The following is a 25,662-nucleotide window of genomic DNA, read 5'->3' as shown; positions in this document are numbered from 1 at the left end:
TGATTGTAAATAAGGAGCATGCGAAAGAATGAGTGAAAAAGAATCAGTTAACAGTGGTATTGCTACTCTGGATGCTTCTAATCTAACTTATAAATTTGAATAAGATACAAGGAAATGATGCTTTTATGGTATACTATAAGTGAACTATGGTTAGCTATTTTGTTGAATATCATAAATAAGGAGAGGGTTATGAAAAAACGCACGTTTTTCGCAATATTACTTTTAGGAGGATTGATTATGATAGGATTAGCAGGATGTGGAGAGAATAAAAATAGTCGAGAATGGATTGAGAACAAAGTCTCCGAGGTCAGTCGTGTCTATCCAACCGAGAATCTGTTTGACTTGTTTAAGCAATTTCCGGAAGGGTTTGAGGTCTATCAAGTATATATGAATGATAAAGTTAGCATAAAAATATATTTAACTGGAAATAGTCAGTTCAAGATGATAACTGGTAAATTAATTCGAAAAGATTTGAAGTTAGAAAAAAAGACAGACATTATTGATGTCAATTACATAGAACAGAGATTTATTTTTTCAGATGAAGAAAGAGCAAAAGAAATTTGGGATTTTAATGGCTTTCTGTTTCAAGAATTAACGATTAATAAAAGTATTTTATCTGAGTTTAAATTAGAAAGTAAGAGTTATAACAGTGTAACTAATGGTTTTGACATATCTTATAGTGTGAATAATCCAATATTAAACAAATTTTTTAAAAAGGATGGTTTTAAAAATGGCATATTAGAATTTGGAAGCTCTTTGCAGAGTAATGATTATTATTACTATTCTGTAGTTGTTGATTACAAAGACGGTTATTATTTTAGAGAAACGGTATCAAATTAAAAGGAAATAAAATGGTAGATGAAAAATTTGTGAATAGTGGAATTCCAACTTTAGATGCTTCTAATCTGACTTACGAATTTGAACAAGATGCAAGGGAATATTGCTTTTATGGTATACTATAAGGGAACTACGGTTAGCTATTTTGTTGAATATCATAAATAAGGAGAAGGTTATGAAAAAACGCATGTTTCTCACAATATTACTTTTAGGGGGATTGATCATGATAGGATTGGCGGGATGTGGAGAAAATAAGAATAGTCGAGAATGGATTGAGAATAAAGTCTCTGAGGTCAGTCGAGTTTATCCAACTGAAAATCTCTTTGACTTGTTTAAGCAATTTCCAGAAGGGTTTGAGATTGAGCAGGTCTATTTTAAAAAGAAAAGTGATGGAATTGATGATTCTATTACAGAAATTAAGCTGAAAGGTGATGCAACATCGCATACAATAACGGGTACCCTTGCTAAAAGCCCAGCGAAGGATGATGCGCCAAAAAGCGAAGAAGAAGTAGTAAATGTTCAATATGTAGACAACAAATTTATTTTTTCTAATGAAGAAACCGCTAAAAAGATATGGAAGTTTGATGGTTTCTTGTTTCAAAAAATAGGTATAGATAAAGAATTTTTAAGTAAATTATCATTAAAAAACAAACATTTTAACGGAAATAATGGTTCTTTTGATATAGATTATATTATTAAAAACACAACGATTAACCAATATTTTAATAAACAGCAACAAGCTGAAACAGTGCTAGGATTTGGTAGTTCTTTGAGGTTAGATGACTTTTATTACTATTCTGTTACTGTTGATTTTAATGATGGCTATTATTTTAAGGAGAGAGTATCGAATTAGGAGAGAAGTATGAGTAAAAAGGATACAGCGAATAGTGGTATTGCCACTCTAGATGCAGCAAATCTGACTTATGAATTTGAGAATGTGCGGGTTAACCAACCTGAAATTGGACATGATGATAGAAAACAACTTCTTGATGCAGTAGATAGAAGTAAACCTCTCCCTCCCAACCTCCAATATCTAGATGATTTTCATGATGATTCCACTGGAACAAGTGGTACAGCCTTTCTAGATAAGGACAGTGGAGAAGTGATTATTGCCTATACGGGAACGAATCCTAATGCAGACATAGCCAAGGATGTCGCTACAGATGTCGGTGGGATAATTATGGCGCTCGGTTTTCATTATGATGAAGCTTTCACATTTTATGAGAGGATTCGACAGAGATACGGAGATAATATTACTCTAACTGGACATTCTTTAGGAGGGAACATCGCTCAGAGGGTGGCCTTAGAGTATAACGCTCCGCGTACTGTAGTATATAACTCAGCGCCTCTCTATTTAGAAGGTCTTATCGAATCTAAAGATAGAATCATAGATTACCTAACTCCTTGGGATTCGGCAAGGGAGAAGATAATCAATAAACAAAAAACATTCACAGGTCAAGTGGTACGAATCCGTACTCAAGATGACTTTCTTAACAATATCTCTATGCCTCTTTTGGGTGTATATTTGGGAGAAGATTATCTACTTGAAAATTCCGGTGGACACAGTATTGATCCAGATATTACGGGTGATAAAAATCAAATTAACCAAATCAAGGATATTTTGGAAAAACAGAGTCCAGAGAAAATGACTGGACTTGAAAAGAAGAACTATGAAACCCTGAAGAAATTACAAGGTGTCAAAAATGGACTTCTAAAGCAGTTGAGTACCCAATTTTTATCAGATGGTAGTATAAGTAGCCATGAGATGTTCTTCTTGGACAGCGTCCAAGCAACAGCTGTTGCGACGGCAATGACAGAGAGTGTCAGTAACGGACACAGCGAGATTGAGGCAGTGGCTAAAAAAGCAGTTACAGATGCTGAAACACTCTACGATAAAAGTAAGGAAGTTCCCTGGTTTGTAACAGAGTTAACTTATGATGAGATAGAGGATGTCTATGTAGAAGCTGGGGTAACGTATGATAGTATTGTGGGGGAGACTCAGAGACATTTTGATAAAAAAGTAAGTAAATCAGCTGAGATTGTAAAAGCCTTTACGGATCTGGAAACGAATATTCAGAAGGGTGTTGAACAAGCAGTTGAAGGAGATGAAAGCTTGGCAAGGGATATTAATCAATGGACAAACTAGAAGAAATTCAAATTAAAATAAAAAAGCAAGAAGATGGTCTTTGGTCTTTGGAGGATGACTATAGAACTGCTAAGAAGAAAATAGAAGAATCATATGAAAATTTGGATGATAATCGCTCTCAGTTGACCAGACTATATGAGGAGTTTGAGAACATCGCTTATGATTTTGGTAGACAGAATTCTGGAGATGATGGGGAACACCACCAATTTCTGATGTTATTGGAATCTTATGCAGTTGAGACCAGGAGTGAGTATTTTCGTCAATATGCTAAAATAGAAGCAAAAGATGAAGAGTTGCAGACTCAGTACCGAAAAGAGCGCTCTCGCTTAGAAAAAGAGTTAGAAGAGAGTTATAGTCAAAGAAGAAATCTATATGAGTTAGAAAGGGAGCAGAAAAAATGCTAGTGGATTTAGTCATAGATGCTTTGATTGGACCCATGTCAGAATCAGCCAGACGAGAAATCAAAAAAACATTAGAAAGAGCAGCTATCAAAGCATTTTGTGCTCCTCCTATAAAATCAGGTAGAAAAGGTATTGTAGATAAGTACGATGAGGAGATAGGAGTTCTTGCTATGACAAATAAGACAGCTGTAACGACTTTAGCAGCTCAAATGGATAGTTCAATTAATGGTTTAGGACAAAAAGCAATTAGCGAGGCTGTTAGTAAAAATAGTACATCTTTTGAAGATTTAACTCCGAAGAAGAAAAAATAGTGTTTTAATTATTCCCTGTTCCTTTCCAAATATTCCTTGTCTTGAAGAAAGATTATTTTCACTAACAAAAAAATGACTCTGGAAATTGGAATCGTAGAGATGATAAAAGAGGTTGGATTATTTTCCAACCTCTTTTTTTTTATCTTAATGGAATTGCATACCACCATCGACGATAATGGTTTGACCTGTAATGTAGTTTGAATCTGGTCCAGCAAGGAAGCTAACCGCTGCAGCGACATCTTCTGGCTCAGATAGGCGTTTCAATGTAATATCTTTTGCGAATGTTTGCATACCCCATTCGTTGTCTTTTCCTGCATTTTTCCCAACTTCGTGAGCGATATCATACATCATTGGTGTTTTAACGATACCTGGAGCATAAGCGTTAACAGTGATGCCTGAGTCAGCTAAATCACGCGCCAATGTTTGAGTAATACCACGAACAGCGAATTTTGTACCACCATAAACGGTCAAGTTTGGATTTCCAACAACACCTGCTTGAGAAGTAGCGTTGATGATTTTACCACCGTGACCAAGTGCTTTGAATTGAGCTTGAGCAGCTTGTGCCCCCCAGATTACCCCACCGACGTTAATAGCAAAGGTACGATTGAACTGATCTTCTGTAATCGTATCTAGAGGTGTAGTCGGAGCGACACCAGCGTTGTTTACCACAACGTTCAAGTCTCCGAAATGGTCTACAACTTTTTGGAAAGCTGCAGCAACCTCTGCTCGTTTAGACACATCAGCCACAACAGCAAAAGCCTTGTCTGCTGACAATTCAGCAACTGCTTTTTCAGCTGTTTCAGCATTGTAGTCTAATACCCCAACCTTAAAACCATCTTGGACCAAACGTTTTGCAATTGCAAAACCAATCCCTTGACCTGCACCTGTGACAATAGCAACTTTAGACATATGATCCCTCCTTGGTATCAGCGATACCGTTCAAATGTCCTATGAAAGGACAGCAAAGGTTTATAAATGAGCCTTGATAACGATTCTTGAAACCCCTATCAACGCTATACTAATAGTATACACCTTTGAAAAAAATGTTTCAAATAAATGCCTCTATTGTATAACAGGATTCAAATGAAGCCTCAACAAAAATTTCCAGTCAATTTTCTTGAAACCCTTTCCTTCTTTTGATAGACTAATACATAGTTTAAAAAAAGGAGACTTATCATGAAAAAATTTATTGCTGAATTAATCGGTACATTTATGCTTGTGTTCATCGGAACAGGAGCTGTTGTTTTTGGAAATGGTGTTGAAGGTCTTGGGCACCTTGGGATTGCTCTTGCTTTTGGTTTGGCAATCGTAGTTGCAGCTTACTCAATCGGGACTGTTTCAGGTGCTCACTTGAATCCAGCAGTTTCGATCGCTATGTTTGTAAACAAACGTTTGTCATCTTCAGAGCTTGTAAACTACATCCTTGGGCAAGTAGTTGGAGCTTTCCTTGCGTCAGCTGCGGTATTCTTCCTCTTGTCTAACTCAGGCATGTCAACTGCTAGTCTTGGTGAAAATGCCTTGGCAAACGGTGTCACTGTCTTTGGTGGATTCTTGTTTGAAGTCATCGCAACCTTCTTGTTTGTCCTAGTTATCATGACTGTAACATCAGCAAGCAAAGGTAATGGTGCAATCGCTGGTTTGGTCATTGGTTTGTCATTGACAGCTTTGATCCTTGTGGGCTTGAACATCACTGGCCTTTCAGTAAACCCAGCTCGTAGCTTGGCACCAGCTGTCTTGGTAGGTGGTGCAGCCCTTAAACAAGTATGGATTTTCATCCTTGCCCCAATCGTTGGTGGCGTTCTTGCAGCTCTTGTTGCGAAAAACTTTCTTGGAACAGAAGAATAATTGAAACTCAAAAAGCCTTGCTCCTCATCTTGAGGAACAGGGCTTTTTCGTATGATACTCTTCGAAAATCTCTTCAAACCACGTCAGCTTCGCCTTGGATTATATATGTGACTGACTTCGTCAGTCTTATCCACAACCTCAAAGCAGTGCTTTGAGCTGACTTCGTCAGTTCTATCCACAACCTTAAAACAGTGTTTTGAGCTGACTTCGTCAGTCTTATCTATAACCTCAAAGCACTGCTTTGAGCAACCTGAGGCTAGCTTCCTAGTTTGCTCTTTGATTTTCATTGAGTATGAGTTTAGCGGTTGTCAATTTTCTCTGGATAAAGGTCGTGTTGGAAGAGGCGTTGTTCTGCCAAGCCTTCATACTTGGTTCCAGGTCTACCGTAGTTGTAGTAGGGGTTGATTGAAATGCCCCCACGTGGAGTGAATTTTCCCCAGACTTCTAAATAGCGAGGGTCTAGCAAGTTGACCAAGTCTTTCCCGATGGTGTTGATACAGTTTTCGTGGAAATCTCCATGATTTCGATAGCTAAAGAGGTAGAGTTTGAGGGATTTTGACTCGACACAGAGCTTGTCAGGAATGTAGGAAATATAAATCGTCGCAAAATCTGGCTGAGCAGTGATTGGGCAAAGAGAGGTAAATTCAGGACAGTTAAATTTGATAAAATAGTCATTTTCCACATGACGATTGTCAAAGGATTCGAGGACTTCTGGTTGATACTCGAAAATGTAGTTGGTTTCTTTGTTGCCCAGTAGGCTTAGGTTTTTCATTTCTTCTTGTTGTGACATGATTTTTTCTTTCTAATCTTAAACACCACGTTGGTTGTCGTAGAGGAGGGTATGGAGTTGAGGAAGGACGCGGACATTGCCCCAGCTATCATCAGCGGCGATGCGTTCCCAAAGTTCTTTGAGACGGTCCAGTTGGTCTTGAACGATATTGCCTGTAGCCTTGGGCTCAGGGTTTCCTGCTGATAAGAAGAGAACATCTGGTTGGTAGCGTTCTTGAATGCCTTTGGCAAAGGCCAAATCGGCGTCATCAAAGGCAGGGATTTTAAAGGTGACTTTATCTGGATTCAGTTGGGAAACGATAAAATCCAAGGTCTCAAAGTTGACTTCCATCTTGGATGAAGGAGGTTTTGGACTCAGAGTAACCTGGTCGATGTCTTTTAACCAATTTTGCCAGCGGGAGCCTTGGGTCTCAACAGCTAGAGTGACACCACGTTCCTTGAGCTTGGTGACGAGTTGAGCCATGTTGGCTGCTAGGATAGCAGGATTTCCCCCAGACAGGGTTACATAGTCGTAGCTTCCTAGCTTGTCTAATTCAGCAATGACTTCGTCAGCCGTCATGCGAGTTGGTTTTTCAGAACCATCCCAAGTAAAGGCAGAGTCGCACCAGTCGCAGTGGTAGTCGCAACCAGCAGTGCGGACAAACATGGTTTTTTGCCCAATAGCACGACCTTCGCCTTGAAAGGTTGGCCCAAAAATTTCCAGAACTGGTAGTTTGAGGACATGTTCCCTAGTCATCTAACCACTCCCGTCTAAACTCTGCAAAGGCAGTCGGAGTCTCATAGAGGCGAACGTATTCCATACGGAGACCGCGTTCGTCTGGCAACTCTTGACTCATGGTTTGGAAAATCCAGTAAACCATGTTTTCAGCGGTCGTGTTCATATAAGGCAGGGTTTCATTGAGATAGCGATGATCCAAGTGGGGTTCTAAGTAGTTCCTGTAGATTGCTTTAATATCTCCGAAATCGTAGGTCATGCCACGTTCATCTAAAAATCCACTAACAGCAATCTGCAGATGATAAGTGTGGCCGTGCAGGGATTTGCATTTTCCCTCATAGTGAAAGAGGTGGTGGGCGGCATCAAAGGTGAATTCTTTTGATACCAAGGTTCTGTGAGGATTGTAGACCAGAGACTCGCCAGTTTCTTGTTTGATTTCTTTAGGTGCAAAAAACATTAGCCCTCTCCTTTCTGTGAGAGATAAACATCTAGTCCATGCTGACGTAGGTGGCAGGCTGGACAATCTCCACAGCCACTTCCGATAATCCCATTGTAGCAGGTCAAGGTCTTTTCACGAACATAGTCAAAGGCACCGAGTTGATCGGCTAACTCCCAAGTTTCAGCTTTGTCTAACCACATGAGAGGTGTTTGGATAACAAAGTCGTAATCCATGGCAAGGTTGAGCGTGACATTGAGAGATTTGACAAAGACATCCCGGCAGTCAGGGTAGCCTGAAAAATCTGTCTCACAGACACCTGTCACGATATCTTTAATGCCTCGTTGCTTGGCAAGAACTGCTGCAAAAGATAGAAAGAGGTGGTTGCGGCCGTCAACAAAGGTATTGGGAACCTCTCCCTCTTTTTGCTCGATCTCCAGATCAGAGGTCAGGGCATTTTCAGTAATTTGTCCCAGCAAAGACATATCTAAGATGTGATGACGAATGCCTTGTTCCTTAGCGATTTATCTAGCAACTTGAATTTCGAGATGATGGCGTTGGCCGTAGGCAAAGGTGACGGCTTCAACTGTTTCATAGTGTTCTTTAGCCCAAAAGAGGCAGGTTGTTGAATCTTGACCGCCGCTAAAGACGACCAAGGCTGATTGACGTTTCATAGTACTCCTTCCAAAATGGGAAATGTTCAGAGCACGCAAAAAGCTCCCTTGAGGGGAGCTAAAAAATACCAAGTAGAGGTTTTTTTTAGCGATGGCATGTCCCAAACATCGTAATATTCTACATACAGTCTAGCATATTTTTTGAAAAATGGCAAAGGGCAAGAAAAAAGAGACCAAATGAAGCACTTGGTCTCTAGTGTGATTAGCTCAATTCAGCAACGATGGCCTTGATTTGTTCTGCAGTATGAACACCTGCAACTTGTTTCACCACTTGGCCGTCTTTCTTGAAGAGAAGGGTTGGGATAGACATGATTCCAAAAGCACGAGCTGTGTTTGGATTTTCATCAACATCCATTTTAACGATTTTCAAGACATCTTCTGAAAGTTCTTCAGACAATTTATCCAAGATTGGACCTTGCATACGACATGGACCACACCAAGTTGCCCAGAAGTCTACCAAGACCAAACCGTCTTTTGTTTCTTGTTCAAATGTTGCATCTGTAATTGCTTTTGCCATTGTATTTCTCCTTTTTTAGTTATATTGGCTTAAATCTTGTTTCATGAGATAGAAGAAGACATCTCCATAAGTCCCATGGTAGTCCAAATCATGACCATTGTAGGTTAATTTTTGGACAGTGTAGTAATCAGCAACGCCGATAAGGCAGGCATGTTGAGAACGTTCAAAATCTTCATAAGACTCGAAAGTCATGGTTCTCTCTTGTTTGCTGGTGTCTAGATAAGTAATTTCGATCATATAAAACTCCTTTGTTCGATCTTGACTTTATTGTACTCCTTGAAAAGAGGAATGTCAAGAAAAATGATTGCGCACGCAACTGTTTTAGAAAATATGATTATGAAATGAAATCAAGACTCGTCTCCAGTCTTTCTTCGACAGCCTTTTGCAGGTAAGCTAGAGTTGTCTGTCCCTCGTCAGTCAGGCAGATAAAACTTGCCCGTCTATCCTGATCGCAACACCGGCGACTAAGCAAACCACAGTTTTTCTCTTCCAGGCGAGCTACCATTCTAGAAACAGCGCTCGGGCTAAGATGGAGTTTATCTGGTAGGTCAATCTGCCGTAAAGATTTTTCATCAGCTAGGTCCAGATAGTAGAGCAGGTAAAACTCTTTCAAGGTCAACCTTTGTTCACTCTGCTGGGCAATAGTTTCTTCCAACAAGGCTTCCATTTCCTTTTGACGGCGGTTGTAGTCAAACCACTTTTCCAAATAGGTCATTGCTTTCTCCTTTCTTTTCAAAGTAAAAATCACAAAGTCATTACTGACTGTCTCTACAACACAAGATGATTGCGCATGCAATGATTATACTACTTTTAACTAATCCTTGCAAGAAAGAAGAATTTCAATATTTCCTTGAAATTTTCTAAAAAAAGAGTAAACTGGTATGCAAGAAGTCTATTTCGTGGAGTTTAGGATGAAATTATATGTTCAATTAATGATTCTCTTTGTGATTTCTCTAATCGGTGAGGGAATCTCCAGTTTCTTTCATTTGCCCATCCCAGGCAGTATTATCGGTTTGATTATTCTCTTTCTAGCCTTACAGTTCAAGTGGCTAAGGACCAGGCATGTCAATATGGTCGGGAATTTCTTGCTGGCCAATATGACCATTCTCTTTTTGCCGCCAGCAGTGGGAATCATGGAAAAGTTTGATGTGATTGCACCTTATCTCTTGCCCATCGTCTTGATTGTCTTTTTTGCCGCGGTCATCAACATTATCCTCATTGCCCTAGTGGTTCAGTTTATCAAGAGACGATTTGAGGGAGATTATGAGAAAGGAGATTCCAAATGAGCGAATTTGTATCCAATCCTCTGTTTGGGATTGCATTATCTATTCTAGCTTATCTATTGGGTATGTTGATTTACAGACGTTTCCCCCATCCATTGACAACACCCTTACTTTTGTCAGCTATTTTTATCATTATTTTCCTTAAGGCGGCGGGTATTTCTTATCAAGATTACTACCAAGGTGGTGTTTATCTGAACAACTTGATAGTCCCATCGACCGTAGCTCTAGGGATTCCGCTTTATAAGAGTTTTCATCTGATGAAGCACCATGCGCGGAGTATTCTCTTTGGTAGTCTGCTAGCAGTAGTTGTCAACACTAGCTTCACTGCCATAGTGGCGAAAATCTTTGGCATGGATTTTTTCCTAGCCATTTCTCTCTTTCCCAAGTCAGTGACAACTGCCATGGCAGTGGGAATCACAGAAAAATTGCAAGGTTTGACGACTGTGACCTTGGTCGTCGTAGTAGCGACTGGGATCTTGACCAGTGTGATCGGACCAACCCTTTTGAAGTGGTTGAAGATTGATGACCCAGTGGCTGTGGGACTTTCTCTTGGAGGAACAGGTCACGCTGTCGGAACGGGAACAGCCTTTCGATACGGCTCGGTAGCAGGAGCCATGGGTGGCTTGGCTATCGGTGTCACCGGTATTCTCTACGTCTTTGTCAGCCCCATCGTAGCCAGTTTGATATTGAGTTAAAGAATAACCCAGCTTTCTAGCTGGGCATTTTTTATTGCAAGTTAACCTTGTTTTTTAAGATATAGTAGGTACCGAGATAGTAGATAGCCGATAAAAAGAGATCGCGTAAGATTTCTGTACCAATCATCATGTTAAAGTTATTTTCAATTCGGAAAAAGATAGAAACATAACCAATGACGATGGCAATGACGATATAGGCTAGAATCCCCATAGCTGTTCGATACTCATTAAAGAGTTGTCCGATTGAGATGGAGAGGTAAATGGATAAAATCCATGTGATCGAACCGACAAATAGTGATAGGGCATATAGCCAGCCGTAGCTGAGGTAAGGGGAAATGAAGTTATAGAGAACAGTGAAGTCTTTTTCTATTGGTGTTAAGAAGAAGATAATCAATACACTCAAGATAAAGACGATATAGCTTAAGATGGACCAGACAAGACCACCTAAGAGTTTTGCGATGATGATTTGGTGCTCAGAGACAGGTAGGGTCAGGGTCAAATACCCTTGGCGGTCATAAACACTCCCCTTGAATCTTCGGATGATTAAAAAGATTGTTGCAATCCAAAGAGTGACGCTGAGTCCTCCAAAGACTAGTACCAAAAAGAAGATGAAATAAACAGCGTTGTTAGAATTGTAACTCGGGCTAAGGCTACCAAGAAAAGCTCCAATCAAAACTGAAATTGCAAGCACAGCTCCGTAGAGTGCCAGATACCATTTATTGACATTTTTAAATTCGTAGCGAACTAAATTCCAAAACATAATAATCTCCTTTGCTTAGGCTTTAAATTCCTGGCGGAAGAGCTGGTCAATTGATTCACCTGACTCGTAACGAATATCATCAACATTTCCTTGACGGACGACTTTTCCGTCTTTGAGGAAGATAATCTCATCCAAGATTGGCTCAATATCTGAAATCAAGTGGGTTGAAATCAGCACCGTTGAAGTTGGTGAGTAGTTGTTGATGATGGTGTTCAAGATATAGTCACGGGCAGCCGGATCTACACCACCAATCGGTTCGTCGAGCACGTAGAGACGAGCTTCACGGCTCATAACCAAAATCAGTTGGACCTTTTCCTTGTTTCCTTTTGATAGTTTCTTGAGGCGACTATTTTCATCAATGCCAAGGTCTGCAAGCAGATGTTGGGCGCGTTCAAGATTGAAATCCTGATAGAAGGTTTTAAAGTAAGTCAGGGCTTCTTTAACCTTCATTTGCTCATTCAGATAAGTTGTGTCTGGTAGATAAGAGACGATCGCCTTGGTAGCGGGACTTGGATCCTGTCCGTTAATGAGAACACGTCCTTTGTCTGGCTGAAGAAGACCATTGATCAGTTTGATCAAGGTTGTTTTCCCAGAACCGTTTGGCCCGAGGAGCCCAACAATCTTTCCAGCTGAAATCTCTAGCGAGATATTGTCAAGTGCCGCAGTTGCTCCATATGATTTTGTTACATTTTCAAGTGCTAGTAGTGTCATAGTCTTAAACTCCTTTAATATAGTCGCTTAATACATTTGGCAGTTCTTCTTTTTTGTAGCCAAATTGAAGCATGCAAGAGACGAATTGTTGCAGTTGCTCCTCGGAAAGTTGTTTGCGGGACTGAAGGATGAGGTCCAAATCCTCGGTGACAAACCGACCAGTTGTCCGCTTGCTGTATACAAATCCTTCACGTTCGAGGTCAGACAAGGCGCGCTGAATGGTATTAGGATTGACCCCAGCCTCGCTCGCTAAATCTCTCACGGTAGGGAGCTGTTGATTGGGTTCCAGTTCATGGGAAACAATCTGTAATTTGATTTTTTCCATAATCTGTAAATAAATCGGTTTTGTATTATCAAATGACCAGGACATCATAGTCTCCTTTCTTTGTCTTCGTTGTTCTAATTAAATAATACAATAAAACAAAAAACTTGTCAAGTAAAAATAAGAATTGTTTTGGGAATTGCTCAAAAAATGGTATAATGAAAAGAAAACGACAAGGAGGGAAATGCATGCGTTGTCCAAAATGTGGGGCCACCAAGTCTAGTGTTGTTGATAGTCGACAAGCCGAAGAAGGAAATACCATCCGCCGAAGACGTGAGTGCGATGAGTGTCAGCATCGTTTTACAACCTATGAACGAGTAGAAGAAAGAACGCTGGTTGTCGTCAAAAAAGACGGTACACGTGAGCAGTTTTCGAGAGATAAAATCTTTAATGGGATTATTCGCTCAGCACAGAAACGCCCTGTTTCGAGTGATGAAATCGGCATGGTGGTCAATCGTATCGAGCAAAAACTCCGTAGTCGCAGTGAGAATGAGATCCAAAGTGAATATATTGGGTCTTTAGTCATGGAAGAATTGGCGGAGCTTGATGAGATTACCTATGTTCGTTTTGCCAGTGTTTATCGTAGCTTTAAGGATGTGAGTGAGTTGGAGAGTCTGCTCCAGCAGATCACCCAGTCCTCTAAAAAGAAAAAGGAAAAGTAAATGAAGCCAAATGACCGTTTTTCTTTTCTAAAGAATAATCGGGTGTCGCAAGATACCTCTTCTCTGGTGCAGTGCTACCTCCCGATTATCGGTCAGGAGGCACTGAGCCTCTATCTATATGCCATTACCTTTTGGGATGGAGGGCAAAAGGAGCACCTCTTTTCCCATATCCTCAACCACTTAAACTTTGGCATGCCGACCTTGCTCCAATCCCTCAAAATCTTATCTGCTTTGGATTTGTTGACCCTTTATCAAAAGGGGGAAACCTATGAATTGCAGCTTCAGTCTCCCCTCTCCAGTCAGGATTTTCTAAGTCATTCAGTCTACAGCAGATTATTAGAGAAAAAGATTGGGGATGTAGCTGTTTCTGCTATGAAGCAAGCTCCAAGTGAGGGAGAAGCACTCTCGGTTTCCTTGAGTCAAGTCTTTCCAACCCTGACTGAAGAAGTGACCCCAAGCGAGTCTAAAAGCAAGTTAAAAAATGATTTTGATTTGGAACATTTCCAGCACCTGATGGCTCGAGATGGCTTGCGTTTTGAAGACGAGCAGGCGGATGTTTTAGAATTATTTGCCATCGCAGATGAAAAAAAATGGACCTGGTTTGAAACCTATCAATTAGCCAAGACGACAGCAGTAGCTCAGGTTATTTCAGTCAAACGCATGCGTGAAAAGATAGCACAAAAACCAGCTACTTCTGACTTTAGTTCCAAAGAAATGACCATTATCAGGGAAGCTAAAAATAAAACTCCCCTACACTTTTTAGCGGAAATCAAGCAAACGCGTAAGGGGAATATTACCCAGAGTGAGCGAGAACTCCTTCACCAGATGGCATCTTTAGGTTTGTTGGATGAAGTCATCAATATCGTCTTGCTTCTAACCTTTAACAAGGTTGATTCGGCTAATGTCAATGAAAAATATGCCATGAAGGTCGCCAATGACTATGCTTATCAAAAAATTCGGACAGCAGAAGAGGCTGTGCTTCGGATTCGAGAGCGTCAGCAAAAAGGGCAAGAAGACCAGAAATCGAAAACGAACTCGACTAAGACAAATGTTCCTAAGTGGAGCAATCCTGAATATAAGAATGAAACAAGCGAAGAAACTCGCTTAGAACTAGAACGTAAGAAAAAAGAATTATTAGCTCGACTAGAAAAAGGAGGAGACTAGATGGAAAGTGTCGGAGACGTACTCAAACGTCAACCAAGCCGATTTCAATACCAGGACTTGGTCCAGCAGATTGTAAAAGACCCTGATGTTGCGGCCTTTATCCAGAAAGAATCTCTCAGTCAGGAGGAGTTGAACCGTAGTATTTCAAAGTTTAACCAATACATCACTGAGAGAGATAAGTTCCTCCGAGGAGATACAGACTATATTGCGCGTGGCTACAAGCCTATACTAGTCATGAACCATGGCTATGCAGACGTCTCTTATGAAGAAACTCCAGAGCTAATCGCAGCGGAAAAAGAAGCAGCGATTAAAAACCGTCTCAAGCTAATCAACCTTCCAGCTAGTCTTAAAAAAGTAAGTTTTGAGGATGTTGATGCAGATGACGAGAGACGTTTCTCTGTTTTTCAACGTTTGGTTGAATTTTCAGAAGCCTATCCTCATTTCCGAAAAGGCCTCTATCTTTATGGCGACTTTGGTGTCGGTAAGAGCTTCATGATGGCGGCCCTTGCCCATGACCTATCTGAAAAACGTGGGGCTTCTACAACCATTCTCCATTATCCAAGTTTTGTCATTGATGTGAAAAATGCCATCGGTGAAGGATCTGTGAAGACCTTGGTAGATGACATCAAGTTAGCAGAAGTCTTAGTATTGGATGATATTGGTGCAGAGCAGTCGACTCCTTGGGTACGTGATGAGATTCTCCAAGTCATTCTTCAGTACCGCATGCAGGAAGATTTGCCGACCTTCTTTACTTCCAACTTTAATTTCCAAGATTTGGAAAAACATTTTGCCAAAGGAAAGAATGGAAATGATGAGACTTGGGAAGCTAGACGGGTCATGGAACGAATCCGTTATTTGGCTGAGGAGACAAGACTAGAAGGAGAAAATCGCCGATGACAGAAACCATTAAACTGATGAAAGCCCATACTTCAGTTCGTCGCTTTAAGGAGCAAGAAATTCCTCAAGCAGACTTGGAAGAGATTTTGACTGCTGGACAAATGGCGTCATCTTGGAAAAATTTTCAATCTTACTCTGTGATTCTTGTACGCAGTCAAGAGAAGAAAGATGCTCTTTTTGAATTGGTTCCTCAGGAAGCCATTCGCCAGTCAGCAGCCTTTTTGCTCTTTGTCGGTGACTTGAACCGAGCGGAAAAGGGAGCAAGCCTTCATACGGACAGTTTCCAACCTCAAGGAGTGGAAGGTCTCCTTATCACGTCTGTGGACGCTGCGCTTGCTGGGCAAAACACCTTGCTTGCAGCAGAGAGTCTGGGATATGGTGGTGTTATCATCGGTTTGGTCCGTTACAAGTCAGAAGAAGTGGCAGCGCTCTTTAACCTGCCTGACTATACCTACCCTGTTTTTGGGATTGCCCTTGGCGTGCCAAATCAACAACACGATGTTAAACCAAGATTACCTTTGAGCTAAGTGGTATTTGAAGAAGAATACCAAGAACAGCCAGTAGCAGCGATTTTGGACTATGACCAAGTTCAGGCAGACTATGCTGGTGCGCGTGCGGCGACCTCTTGGAGTCAGCGTTTAGCAGAGCAGTTTGGCCAAGCCGAACCTAGTTCAACTCGGAACAATCTTGAAAAGAAAAAGTTATTGTAGAAAGTGAGAAAACATGGCCTTACCAACTATTGCTATTGTGGGACGTCCCAATGTTGGGAAATCAACCCTATTTAATCGGATCGCTGGTGAGCGGATCTCAATCGTAGAAGATGTCGAGGGTGTGACACGTGACCGTATCTATGCAACGGGTGAGTGGCTCAATCGTTCCTTTAGTATGATAGATACAGGAGGAATTGACGATGTCGATGCTCCCTTTATGGAGCAAATCAAGCACCAGGCAGAAATTGCCATGGAAGAAGCCGATGTCATCGTCTTTGTGGTATCTGGAAAAGAAGGAATCACGGATGCAGATGAGTACGTAGCCCGTAAACTCTATAAAACCCATAAACCTGTTATCCTTGCCGTTAACAAGGTTGACAACCCTGAAATGCGAAATGATATTTTTGATTTCTATGCGCTAGGATTGGGCGAACCCCTGCCAATTTCGTCTGTCCACGGTATCGGTACTGGTGATGTGCTGGATGCCATTGTGGAAAATCTACCACACGAAGTTGAAGAAGAAAATCCAGACGTGATTAAATTTAGCTTGATTGGTCGTCCTAACGTTGGAAAGTCAAGTTTGATCAACGCTATTTTGGGAGAAGACCGCGTGATTGCTAGTCCCGTTGCTGGTACAACGCGTGACGCCATTGATACCCATTTTACAGATACGGATGGACAAGAGTTTACCATGATTGATACAGCGGGTATGCGCAAGTCTGGTAAAGTCTATGAAAATACAGAAAAATATTCAGTCATGCGTGCCATGCGCGCCATTGACCGTTCTGACGTGGTTTTGATGGTCCTCAATGCGGAAGAAGGTATCCGTGAATACGACAAGCGTATCGCAGGATTTGCCCATGAAGCTGGTAAAGGGATGATTATCGTAGTCAATAAGTGGGATACACTTGAGAAAGACAACCACACCATGAAGAAATGGGAAGAAGATATCCGTGAGCAGTTCCAATATCTGCCTTATGCACCGATTGTCTTTGTATCCGCTTTGACCAAGCAACGTCTCCATAAACTGCCTGAGATGATCAAGCAAATCAGTGAAAGTCAAAACACCCGAATTCCATCAGCTGTCTTGAACGATGTCATTATGGATGCCATTGCTATCAATCCAACACCGACAGACAAAGGGAAACGCCTCAAAATCTTCTACGCAACCCAAGTGGCAACCAAACCACCAACCTTTGTCATCTTTGTCAATGAAGAAGAACTCATGCACTTCTCTTACCTGCGTTTCTTGGAAAATCAAATCCGCAAGGCCTTTGTCTTTGAGGGAACACCAATCCATCTCATTGCAAGAAAACGTAAATAAAAAAGTAGAATCTGGAATGACATTTCCAGATTTTTTTGATAGAATGAAGGTGAAGAAAACGCTGTCAAAGAGAGGTGTCGATAATGAAACTGTCGTTTAATCAATTGATAGTCTTATTTCCTTGCGTTTGCTTTTTCTATTGGATAGACAATGCTGACAGAAATAGTAGGTTTTTCCCCATCATCTACTATTTCTACTGGATTTATTTTTCTATTTTAGCTCTGTTTAGCCTGAATCTGACAATTTTTTCATTCTTATTTTTCCCTATTGTTCTCAAACATGTATCAGATACGAGTGTTTGCGGTGTTTGGTTGCTGTTGATAGTCATATCTCTAGGCAGTGACTGGCTAGACTACATCTTTTTCAAAAAAATGTTTCGCTTGAGACGGGAACTAGGAAAGTCTAAAACGGGAAGGCATTGATTTATACTCTTCGAAAATCAAATCCGAAAAGCCTTTGTTTTTGAGGGAACACCAATCCATCTCATCGCAAGAAAACGTAAGTAAGTCTTGCTTGTTTTTCTGCAAAAACAAACTAAGAGAAGACTTCATAGTCTTCTTTTTTCTGTCTAAAAAGGGAGAAAAGAAGCTATCAAATTGGAGGAGAAATCTGTCATCAAAATTCAATCATTTTCCTAGTTTTTGTAATCTATTTGTAATGAAAATGCACTTTCTTTGTAAAAATCAAAATGCTATAATTCCTTAAATCAATTTTCCTTTATCAGGGAGGTTATTATGAAAAGTAGCAGATTATTTAAACAGAGTTTGTTGGTTCGCTTGCTTGGGTTGCTGATGGTCTTTCTCTTCTTGTCAGCATTCACAGCACCTGAAAAACCTGAGTACGGGATCTATGACCCGGATCACTATCTAACGGATGAGACTATAAGTCAGATTCGGGAATTGAATAATGCAAATAGTAAAAAAGCAGAAAAATTCCAGATGGGAGTTTACGTTATGAAAAGCCTAGATGGAGAAACAATCGAGACTGTAGCCAATGAAACAGCTAGAGCTTGGAAGATTGGCTATTCGGGAGACAACAATGGTGCCTTGGTCGTCATAGCAGTCCAAGATAGAAAATCACGGATTGAAACCAGTAATAATGTGGCCAGTAAGATCACAGACTATCAGACTCATAGGTTCTTGACAACAGCACGTCCTTACTTTAAAAATGGTGACTATAACAAGGGTGTTCTGTCAATAGTAAACAATCTAAACTACATGTTCTATAGTGGATCGAGTACGACTTCTTCAAGTTCTAGAAGTAGTTACGACTATGCTACTAATTCTAGTCGTCTAAGAGAAATTGAAAAGTATACAGCTGAGAGTCGATCTTCAAAACGGAACCGAAAAAGCAGTTCGAGCGACGGAGTTATCGGATTTGGAGTTCTCATTTACTTCATCGTAATGATTATCGGATTTCTATTTGGTGGTCGTGGTGGTTCACGTGGAGATGATTCTGGCGGTGGCTGGTGGGGCGGTGACTCATCAGACTCAGGCTCCTCTTGGTCTGACTCAGGCTCCGACTCATCTGGAGGCTGGGACGGCGGTGGCTTTGATGGCGGTGGTTCGTCTGATGACTGGTGAGTGATCATATATTGTTCAAACTAATTTCTCCGTGCAGTAAGGTGACTCCTTTGCAAGAGTTCACTCCTTAATTAAAAATAAAAACAAAGTTTGGGAAATTGATTTAAAATCTGAGTATTTTCTCAGAAAAGTTGATAAAAGAAAGTGTTAAGGTTTTGATATGAAACAAAATAAAGTAATTCTCTCAATAGTGGCGATCTTTTTTGGACTACTAGTTCTGGTAAGTTGTTCCGCAGTGACGACCTATAATGGTCTGGTTGGTGAACAGACTAAAGTGGAGCAGGCTCAGGCCGATGTCTCGACGGCCCTCCAACGTCGTTCGGACTTGATTGGTAACTTGGTGGAGTCCGTTAAAGGACAAATGAATAATGAAACCGAAGTCTTTACCAAGATTGCGGATGCTAGAGCTAAAATCGGTAGTAGCTCAGTAACTTCGGAAGAAAACCAAAAGGCTCAGGGAGAGTTGAGCTCTGCTCTTTCCCGCTTGATTTCCTTGACGGAGAATTATCCAGAACTCAAGAGCAATCAAAATGTTGAGCAACTAATGGTCGAACTTTCAGGCAGTGAAAATCGTATTTTTGTAGCACGCAAGGACTATAATAAGGTTGCAGCTGAGTACAATCAAAAGTTGAGAAGTTTTCCAACCGTGCTTTTTGCGAATATGATGAACTTCAAAGAAGCTGAAACCTTTAAAGAAACAGAAGAAGCCAAGACAGTTCCTAAGGTCGATTTTGGAACATCTTCATCAAGTCAATAAAGTGAATCAGCCTATGAATAAAGGAATTTCTCTAGTATGACTAGTGATTTCAAACCGAACCTGGAAAGCTTTTTCCAGGTTTTTTTGGTATAATAAAAGGGAAGAGACAGTGACTGAAATGGAGGTTTGCTATGGAGAGGACAAAAGCCTTTCTTGAAGCGCACTACAAGAGATATATCCTTACGATTTGCCTTCTCTGGTTCCTCATGTTTTTTCTTCCTTGGGATTGGCAAATAGGAGGAGTTTCAGTATATTATTTCGTTATGAGAAAACTCTTTGTGGTTTTTGGTGTTTTATCAATCCTATACTCCGTGCTGATTAAAAAATTCAGTCTTCTCATCTTTGGAATTATCTTTTGCTTGGCCTTCTGGATCAATCTCTTTTTGTACTTTGGCTTATTACCAGCATTTTTGGGAAATTAAACATTAAAAATTGGTGGACTAGACTAGCTTCTAGTCCTTTTTTCTTCCTTGTTAAAATAGTTGGAGATATGAAAATAATTTTGTTGACGGGCTGTCTGTATGATATAATAAGTCCCGTAAAATGAAGATTAAGGGATTTGAAAAATGGCTAAAAAAGTAAAAGATTATTATGACTTGGCTTATGCTAGGGATTTGAGTCGACGGTTGAAAGAAGCGTCCCCTGCATTTAATGAGCGAAAGTTTAGGCTGTTGTTAGAAAAAGACTTGGAAGAGTTGGAGTTTAGCCAGCGTCAAGAACTCTTGGCTAGAAGTATCAAAGAATGTCTTCCCTTATCTTATCAGGACTCTCTCAAGGTTTTTGAGAAAATTTTGGGTCCTGAGTTAGAGGGTGGTTTAGGTATGTTCTCAGAAGGATATTGGCTTTGGCCAATCGGAAAATATGTAGAGCTATTTGGGAATAAGGAATTTGAATTGAGCGCGGCCTTTAGTAAGGAACTAACCAAGCGATTTACGGGAGAATTTTCCATGAGGCCCTTACTGGCTCGCTATCCTAAGGCTACAATGACTTTGCTGTTAGAATGGAGTCAGGATGAAAATTTGCGCGTTCGCAGACTTGCCAGCGAATGTATGCGTATCCGTCTGCCTTGGGCTAAGAGACAAACCGTGGTATTGGATTATTTTGAGGATTTCACCACTATTCTGACCAATCTAAAAGATGATAGAGATAAGTCTATTCAAAAAAGTGTAGCCAATAATCTAAATGATTTGTACAAGGAAGATCCTGATAAGTTTGAAAGGATTCTTCAAACTTGGCAGAAGGAGGAGCTAAGTCCAAGTTGTGCTTGGATCATCAAGCATGCATCTCGAACAAAAAACAAAAAAAGAGCCACAGAAGATTGATGCAAAAAAAGCAGAATTTTGGCTGGGCTTTTCCGTTGTAAATTAAGGATTCTTTCTTGAAAAATAATGGTAAATATGCTAAAATTAAAAGAACATTCTAAAATATTCAGAATTAAAAGTAAGGAAAATCATGGCTAATATTTTAAAAACGATTATTGAAAATGATAAAGGAGAACTTCGTCGTCTGGAAAAGATGGCTGATAAGGTTCTTAACTATGAGAGCCAAATGGCTGCAATGTCAGACGAAGAACTAAAAGCAAAAACTGACGAATTTAAAGAACGATACAACAAGGGTGAATCACTTGATTCATTGCTATATGAGGCTTTTGCAGTAGTTCGTGAAGCTGCAAAACGTGTCCTTGGGCTTTTCCCTTATAAGGTTCAGGTCATGGGTGGGATTGTTCTTCACCATGGTGACGTTCCAGAGATGCGTACCGGTGAAGGGAAGACCTTGACAGCGACCATGCCAGTGTACCTCAATGCCCTTGCAGGTAAAGGAGTTCACGTAGTTACAGTCAACGAATACCTAACAGAACGTGACGCGACTGAAATGGGTGAATTGTACTCATGGCTCGGTCTGTCAGTAGGGATCAACTTGGCAGCTAAATCTCCGATGGAGAAAAAAGAAGCTTATCTTTGTGATATTACCTACTCAACCAACTCAGAGATTGGTTTCGACTACCTTCGTGATAACATGGTCGTTCGTGCAGAAAACATGGTGCAACGTCCACTAAACTATGCCTTGGTCGATGAGGTTGACTCGATTTTGATCGACGAAGCCCGTACACCATTGATCGTTTCAGGTGCCAATGCAGTTGAAACAAGCCAACTCTACCATATGGCGGACCACTTCGTGAAATCTTTGGACAAGGACGACTATATCATTGACGTTCAGTCTAAGACGATCGGTTTGTCAGATTCTGGTATTGACAAGGCTGAAAGCTACTTCAAACTAGAAAATCTCTACGACATTGAAAATGTAGCTCTTACTCACTTTATTGACAATGCCCTCCGTGCCAACTATATCATGATTCTCGATATCGACTATGTGGTTAGCGAAGAGCAGGAAATCTTGATCGTCGACCAATTTACAGGTCGTACCATGGAAGGTCGTCGTTACTCTGATGGTTTGCACCAAGCGATTGAATCAAAAGAAGGTGTGCCAATCCAAGACGAGACCAAGACTTCAGCTTCTATCACCTACCAAAACCTCTTCCGTATGTATAAGAAATTGGCAGGTATGACAGGTACTGGTAAAACAGAAGAAGAAGAATTCCGCGAAATCTACAACATTCGTGTTATCCCAATCCCAACCAACCGTCCAATTCAACGTATCGACCACTCAGACCTTCTCTATGCAAGTCTTGATGCGAAATTTAAGGCTGTAGTTGAAGATGTAAAAGCTCGTTACCAAAAAGGTCAGCCGGTCTTGGTAGGTACAGTTGCCGTTGAAACGAGTGACTTCCTTTCTAAGAAATTGGTAGCAGCAGGTGTTCCTCACGAAGTCTTGAATGCGAAGAACCACTACAGAGAAGCGCAAATCATCATGAACGCTGGTCAACGTGGTGCCGTTACCATCGCAACCAACATGGCCGGTCGTGGTACCGACATCAAGCTTGGTGAAGGGGTTCGTGAACTTGGTGGACTTTGTGTTATCGGTACAGAACGTCACGAAAGTCGCCGTATTGATAATCAGCTTCGTGGACGTTCAGGACGTCAAGGAGACCCAGGTGAGTCACAATTCTACTTGTCTCTTGAAGATGATTTGATGAAACGTTTCGGTTCAGAACGTTTGAAAGGTGTCTTTGAACGTCTCAACATGTCTGACGAAGCCATCGAATCTCGCATGTTAACGCGTCAAGTTGAAGCAGCTCAAAAACGTGTCGAAGGAAACAACTACGACACTCGTAAACAAGTCCTTCAATACGATGATGTTATGCGTGAACAACGTGAGATCATCTATGCGCAACGCTATGATGTCATTACTGCAGATCGTGACTTGGCACCAGAAATCCATGCTATGATTCGTCGTACCATTGGACGTATCGTGGATGCACATGCTCGTTCGAAAGAAGATGAAAAATTGGAAGCAATCTTGAACTTTGCTAAGTATAACTTGCTTCCAGAAGATTCAATTAGCCGTTCAGACCTTGCAGGTTTGTCAGACCAAGCTATCAAAGATGAACTATTCCAACGTGCCTTGAAAGTCTATGACAGCCAAGTTGCTAAGCTTCGTGACGAAGATGCAGTGAAAGAATTCCAAAAAGTCTTGATTCTACGTGTTGTAGACAACAAGTGGACAGACCATATCGATGCTCTTGACCAGTTGCGAAATGCTGTTGGTCTTCGTGGATATGCCCAAAACAACCCTGTTGTAGAATATCAAGCAGAAGGTTTCCGCATGTTTAACGACATGATTGGATCGATTGAATTCGATGTGACCCGCTTGATGATGAAAGCACAAATCCATGAACAAGAACGTCCGCAAACTGAACACAATATCAGTACAACTGCGACTCGTAATATTGCAGCGCAGCAGGCAAGCCTTCCAGAAGATTTGGACTTGAGCCAAATCGGACGAAACGACCAATGCCCATGTGGATCAGGTAAGAAATTCAAGAACTGTCATGGTAAGAGACAATAATATGAGATAAAATACAGGCGGATACCTGGTAAAAATCATTTTTTGCTTGGTGTCCGTTTGCTTTATAAGGAGATGAATCATGGTATTTAAAGCTAAAAGTCCTAAAATTAACATTGAAGAAGTTCGCGCCTTGTCTAAATTAGAGGGAGCGGCTCTTGCGAGAAAAAATCAACGTGATCAGGAATTGGAAGCCATCATCCGTGGGGAAGACCAGCGTATTCTCTTGGTGATTGGACCATGTTCATCTGATAACGAAGAGGCGGTTCTCGAGTATGCCAAGCGTCTATCTGCTTTGCAAGAAGAGGTCAAAGACCGTATTTTTATGGTCATGCGTGTCTATACAGCTAAACCTCGTACCAATGGAGATGGCTATAAGGGCTTGATTCATCAACCGAATGCGACAGAAGCTCCTAGCTTGATCAATGGAATCAAGGCTGTTCGTCAACTACACTACCGTGTGATTACCGAGACAGGAATGACAACAGCTGATGAGATGCTTTATCCTGAAAATCTTCCGCTGGTAGATGATTTGATTTCTTATATGGCTGTTGGAGCACGTTCTGTAGAGGATCAACAGCACCGTTTTGTAGCGAGTGGAGCAGACTTTTCAACAGGATTTAAAAATCCAACATCTGGCAATCTCAATGTTATGTTTAACGGGATTTACGCAGCGCAAAATAAACAGAGTTTTCTCTTTCTCGGTAAAGAGGTGGAAACAACAGGGAATCCATTGTCCCACGCCATTCTTCGCGGTGCCTTGAATGAATACGGGAAAAATATTCCCAACTACTACTATGACAATTTGATGGATACCATTGCCCAGTATGAAAAGATGGGCTTGGAAAATCCCTTTATCATCATCGATACCAATCATGACAATTCAGGCAAGCAGTACATGGATCAAATCCGTATCGTTCGCCAGACCTTGATCAACCGTGACTGGAATGAGAAAATCAAAAAATACGTTCGTGGTTTTATGATTGAATCCTATCTGGAAGATGGACGTCAAAATGAACCTGAAGTTTTTGGCAAGTCTATCACGGACCCTTGTCTAGGCTGGGATAATACAGAAGCACTTGTTCGTGAAATCTACCAAACGCTAGGAGAATAAGATGGCATTTATCGAAAAAGGTCAAGAAATAGATATTGAAGCAATCAAGGCTGCGACCCAGCTGTCACCTGAAGCCTTGCGTTATAAGGGAGCGCGAGATCGAGAGTTGGCAGCTATTATCTCAGGTGAAGATGACCGAATCCTTTTGGTGATGGGGCCTTGCTCTTCTGACAATGAAGAGGCTGTTTTGGAATATGCTCGTCGTTTAGCTGACTTGCAGAAAAAAGTTGCGGATAAAATTTTTATCGTCATGCGTGTCTATACAGCTAAACCTCGTACCAACGGAGATGGCTATAAGGGTATGATTCATCAGCCAAATGCTAGTGAGGCGCCTAGTCTCATCAATGGTTTGCAGGCAGTTCGTCAGCTCCATTACCGTGTGATTACCGAAACGGGCTTGACGACAGCTGATGAGATGCTCTATCCGTCAAATCTCGTTTTGGTTGATGATCTAGTCAGCTACCATGCTGTAGGAGCTCGTTCAGTAGAAGACCAGGAACACCGCTTTGTGGCGTCTGGGATTGATGCTCCAGTTGGGATGAAAAATCCGACATCTGGGAACCTTGGAGTTATGTTTAATGCTATCTATGCAGCTCAAAACAAGCAAACCTTCCTTTACCATGGTCAAGAGGTGGAGACTTCAGGAAATCCCTTGGCCCACGTTATCCTTCGTGGCGCCATGAATGAATATGGCAAAAATGAACCCAACTTCTACTATGAAACCCTCTTAAATGCCATCAATCGTTATGAGACCATGGAACTTGAAAATCCCTTCATTATCATCGATACCAATCATGACAATTCAGGCAAGCAGTATATGGAACAAATTCGCATTGTTCGTCAAACCTTGCTGAATCGTGATTGGAATGAAAAGATTAAAAAGACGGTTCGAGGCTTTATGATCGAATCTTACCTAGCAGATGGTCGCCAAAACCAACCAGAGGTCTTTGGCTGCTCCATAACTGACCCTTGTCTAGGTTGGGAAAATACAGTAGCCTTGGTAGACGAAATTTATACTACCTTAACAAAATAAGTGAAAAGGATGG

At 41.1% G+C, this 25,662-nt stretch carries 30 protein-coding genes and 2 pseudogenes; 21 read left to right on the top strand and 11 right to left on the bottom strand.

Features of this window, described 5'->3' with window-relative positions; all coding sequences use genetic code 11:
- Nucleotides 1-189 precede the first annotated feature (189 nt).
- From NMM25_RS08340 to NMM25_RS08320, 5 genes are all read left to right on the top strand, one after another.
- Nucleotides 190-840, top strand: coding sequence for a hypothetical protein (locus NMM25_RS08340; RefSeq protein ID WP_254736545.1), 651 nt, complete (start codon nt 190-192; stop codon nt 838-840).
- Between the two features lie 172 nt (nt 841-1,012).
- Nucleotides 1,013-1,690: a hypothetical protein gene (locus tag NMM25_RS08335; protein WP_254736544.1), complete on the top strand. Its 678-nt coding sequence runs from the start codon at nt 1,013-1,015 to the stop codon at nt 1,688-1,690.
- Between the two features lie 9 nt (nt 1,691-1,699).
- Nucleotides 1,700-2,983, top strand: coding sequence for an alpha/beta hydrolase (locus tag NMM25_RS08330; RefSeq protein ID WP_254736543.1), 1,284 nt, complete (start codon nt 1,700-1,702; stop codon nt 2,981-2,983).
- Nucleotides 2,971-3,387, top strand: coding sequence for a hypothetical protein (locus tag NMM25_RS08325; RefSeq protein WP_125840861.1), 417 nt, complete (start codon nt 2,971-2,973; stop codon nt 3,385-3,387). The genes NMM25_RS08330 and NMM25_RS08325 overlap by 13 nt, the downstream gene beginning before the upstream one ends.
- 32 nt (nt 3,388-3,419) lie before the next feature.
- On the top strand, nt 3,420-3,695 hold the full coding sequence (locus tag NMM25_RS08320; protein WP_254736542.1) for a hypothetical protein: 276 nt from the start codon (nt 3,420-3,422) through the stop codon (nt 3,693-3,695).
- A gap of 144 nt (nt 3,696-3,839) precedes the next feature.
- Here NMM25_RS08320 and NMM25_RS08315 read toward each other — a convergent pair whose 3' ends face one another.
- Nucleotides 3,840-4,604: a (S)-acetoin forming diacetyl reductase gene (locus tag NMM25_RS08315; RefSeq protein WP_254736541.1), complete on the bottom strand. Its 765-nt coding sequence runs from the start codon at nt 4,602-4,604 to the stop codon at nt 3,840-3,842.
- A 267-nt stretch (nt 4,605-4,871) separates the two neighbouring features.
- Here NMM25_RS08315 and NMM25_RS08310 point away from each other — a divergent pair, with 267 nt between their 5' ends.
- Entirely contained in the window at nt 4,872-5,540 is a 669-nt protein-coding gene (locus NMM25_RS08310) for an MIP/aquaporin family protein (RefSeq protein ID WP_254736540.1), read from the top strand.
- 298 nt (nt 5,541-5,838) lie between these two features.
- Here NMM25_RS08310 and queF read toward each other — a convergent pair whose 3' ends face one another.
- From queF to NMM25_RS08275, 7 genes and pseudogenes are all read right to left on the bottom strand, one after another.
- Nucleotides 5,839-6,330 carry a preQ(1) synthase gene (queF, locus tag NMM25_RS08305; protein ID WP_254736539.1) on the bottom strand — a complete coding sequence of 164 codons (492 nt, stop codon included), beginning with the start codon at nt 6,328-6,330 and terminating at the stop codon, nt 5,839-5,841.
- 18 nt (nt 6,331-6,348) lie between these two features.
- Nucleotides 6,349-7,065, bottom strand: coding sequence for a 7-carboxy-7-deazaguanine synthase QueE (gene queE / locus NMM25_RS08300; RefSeq protein ID WP_254736538.1), 717 nt, complete (start codon nt 7,063-7,065; stop codon nt 6,349-6,351).
- Complete coding sequence (queD, locus tag NMM25_RS08295) at nt 7,058-7,501, bottom strand: 6-carboxytetrahydropterin synthase QueD (protein ID WP_254736536.1); 444 nt, start codon at nt 7,499-7,501, stop codon at nt 7,058-7,060. The genes queE and queD overlap by 8 nt, the downstream gene beginning before the upstream one ends.
- A pseudogene (queC, locus tag NMM25_RS08290) lies at nt 7,501-8,154 on the bottom strand (7-cyano-7-deazaguanine synthase QueC). The gene queD and the pseudogene queC overlap by 1 nt, the downstream one beginning before the upstream one ends.
- Nucleotides 8,155-8,356: 202 nt before the next feature.
- Nucleotides 8,357-8,671 carry a thioredoxin gene (trxA, locus tag NMM25_RS08285; protein ID WP_001029581.1) on the bottom strand — a complete coding sequence of 105 codons (315 nt, stop codon included), beginning with the start codon at nt 8,669-8,671 and terminating at the stop codon, nt 8,357-8,359.
- Nucleotides 8,672-8,686: 15 nt separating this feature from the next.
- Nucleotides 8,687-8,908, bottom strand: a complete 222-nt coding sequence (locus tag NMM25_RS08280) for a DUF4649 family protein (protein WP_254736534.1) — start codon at nt 8,906-8,908, stop codon at nt 8,687-8,689.
- Between the two features lie 97 nt (nt 8,909-9,005).
- Nucleotides 9,006-9,386 carry a MarR family winged helix-turn-helix transcriptional regulator gene (locus NMM25_RS08275; protein WP_042768552.1) on the bottom strand — a complete coding sequence of 127 codons (381 nt, stop codon included), beginning with the start codon at nt 9,384-9,386 and terminating at the stop codon, nt 9,006-9,008.
- A 196-nt stretch (nt 9,387-9,582) separates the two neighbouring features.
- Between NMM25_RS08275 and NMM25_RS08270 the strand changes: the two genes are divergently transcribed.
- Together NMM25_RS08270 and NMM25_RS08265 are read left to right on the top strand one after the other, a co-directional pair.
- Nucleotides 9,583-9,957, top strand: coding sequence for a CidA/LrgA family protein (locus NMM25_RS08270; protein WP_143952424.1), 375 nt, complete (start codon nt 9,583-9,585; stop codon nt 9,955-9,957).
- A complete protein-coding gene (locus NMM25_RS08265) occupies nt 9,954-10,649 on the top strand; it encodes an LrgB family protein (protein ID WP_254736533.1) in 696 nt (231 codons plus the stop codon). Before NMM25_RS08270 ends, NMM25_RS08265 begins: the two co-directional genes overlap by 4 nt.
- A 31-nt stretch (nt 10,650-10,680) precedes the next feature.
- Here the strand turns inward: NMM25_RS08265 and NMM25_RS08260 are convergent, their stop codons facing one another.
- The 3 genes from NMM25_RS08260 to NMM25_RS08250 are packed head-to-tail and all read right to left on the bottom strand — an operon-like array spanning nt 10,681 to nt 12,490.
- Complete coding sequence (locus NMM25_RS08260; RefSeq protein WP_254736532.1) at nt 10,681-11,409, bottom strand: hypothetical protein; 729 nt, start codon at nt 11,407-11,409, stop codon at nt 10,681-10,683.
- Nucleotides 11,410-11,424: 15 nt separating this feature from the next.
- Nucleotides 11,425-12,120 carry an ABC transporter ATP-binding protein gene (locus tag NMM25_RS08255; protein ID WP_254736531.1) on the bottom strand — a complete coding sequence of 232 codons (696 nt, stop codon included), beginning with the start codon at nt 12,118-12,120 and terminating at the stop codon, nt 11,425-11,427.
- A gap of 4 nt (nt 12,121-12,124) precedes the next feature.
- Nucleotides 12,125-12,490, bottom strand: a complete 366-nt coding sequence (locus NMM25_RS08250; protein WP_000119117.1) for a GntR family transcriptional regulator — start codon at nt 12,488-12,490, stop codon at nt 12,125-12,127.
- A 140-nt stretch (nt 12,491-12,630) separates the two neighbouring features.
- On the opposite strand from NMM25_RS08250, the gene nrdR reads away from it, so the two are divergent.
- The 13 genes and pseudogenes from nrdR to NMM25_RS08185 all read left to right on the top strand — a co-directional run bounded on the left by nrdR (nt 12,631) and on the right by NMM25_RS08185 (nt 25,649).
- Nucleotides 12,631-13,104, top strand: a complete 474-nt coding sequence (gene nrdR / locus NMM25_RS08245; protein WP_001203676.1) for a transcriptional regulator NrdR — start codon at nt 12,631-12,633, stop codon at nt 13,102-13,104.
- On the top strand, nt 13,105-14,268 hold the full coding sequence (locus NMM25_RS08240) for a DnaD domain protein (RefSeq protein ID WP_254736530.1): 1,164 nt from the start codon (nt 13,105-13,107) through the stop codon (nt 14,266-14,268).
- Nucleotides 14,269-15,165, top strand: coding sequence for a primosomal protein DnaI (gene dnaI, locus NMM25_RS08235; protein ID WP_254736529.1), 897 nt, complete (start codon nt 14,269-14,271; stop codon nt 15,163-15,165). It begins immediately after the preceding gene.
- A pseudogene (locus NMM25_RS08230) lies at nt 15,162-15,875 on the top strand (NADPH-dependent oxidoreductase). The gene dnaI and the pseudogene NMM25_RS08230 overlap by 4 nt, the downstream one beginning before the upstream one ends.
- 13 nt (nt 15,876-15,888) lie before the next feature.
- Nucleotides 15,889-17,199, top strand: coding sequence for a ribosome biogenesis GTPase Der (gene der / locus NMM25_RS08225; RefSeq protein ID WP_001207688.1), 1,311 nt, complete (start codon nt 15,889-15,891; stop codon nt 17,197-17,199).
- Between the two features lie 83 nt (nt 17,200-17,282).
- Nucleotides 17,283-17,621: a hypothetical protein gene (locus NMM25_RS08220; RefSeq protein ID WP_254736528.1), complete on the top strand. Its 339-nt coding sequence runs from the start codon at nt 17,283-17,285 to the stop codon at nt 17,619-17,621.
- Between the two features lie 312 nt (nt 17,622-17,933).
- Entirely contained in the window at nt 17,934-18,782 is an 849-nt protein-coding gene (locus NMM25_RS08215; protein WP_254736527.1) for a YgcG family protein, read from the top strand.
- A gap of 160 nt (nt 18,783-18,942) precedes the next feature.
- Nucleotides 18,943-19,539: a LemA family protein gene (locus tag NMM25_RS08210; protein WP_254736526.1), complete on the top strand. Its 597-nt coding sequence runs from the start codon at nt 18,943-18,945 to the stop codon at nt 19,537-19,539.
- 131 nt (nt 19,540-19,670) lie between these two features.
- Complete coding sequence (locus NMM25_RS08205) at nt 19,671-19,961, top strand: hypothetical protein (RefSeq protein ID WP_084849220.1); 291 nt, start codon at nt 19,671-19,673, stop codon at nt 19,959-19,961.
- A gap of 144 nt (nt 19,962-20,105) precedes the next feature.
- Nucleotides 20,106-20,861: a DNA alkylation repair protein gene (locus tag NMM25_RS08200; protein ID WP_254736525.1), complete on the top strand. Its 756-nt coding sequence runs from the start codon at nt 20,106-20,108 to the stop codon at nt 20,859-20,861.
- Nucleotides 20,862-20,991: 130 nt separating this feature from the next.
- Nucleotides 20,992-23,505 (top strand): preprotein translocase subunit SecA, encoded by a 2,514-nt coding sequence (gene secA, locus NMM25_RS08195; protein ID WP_084849218.1) that lies wholly within the window; start codon nt 20,992-20,994, stop codon nt 23,503-23,505.
- Between the two features lie 79 nt (nt 23,506-23,584).
- Nucleotides 23,585-24,616 (top strand): 3-deoxy-7-phosphoheptulonate synthase, encoded by a 1,032-nt coding sequence (locus NMM25_RS08190; protein WP_000231306.1) that lies wholly within the window; start codon nt 23,585-23,587, stop codon nt 24,614-24,616.
- A 1-nt stretch (nt 24,617) separates the two neighbouring features.
- Complete coding sequence (locus tag NMM25_RS08185) at nt 24,618-25,649, top strand: 3-deoxy-7-phosphoheptulonate synthase (RefSeq protein ID WP_254736524.1); 1,032 nt, start codon at nt 24,618-24,620, stop codon at nt 25,647-25,649.
- Nucleotides 25,650-25,662: the final 13 nt, after the last annotated feature.

Source organism: Streptococcus sp. CF10-1, assembly GCF_024295825.1.
Taxonomy (GTDB): Bacteria; Bacillota; Bacilli; order Lactobacillales; family Streptococcaceae; genus Streptococcus.
This window is presented reverse-complemented; position numbering and strand designations above follow the sequence as displayed.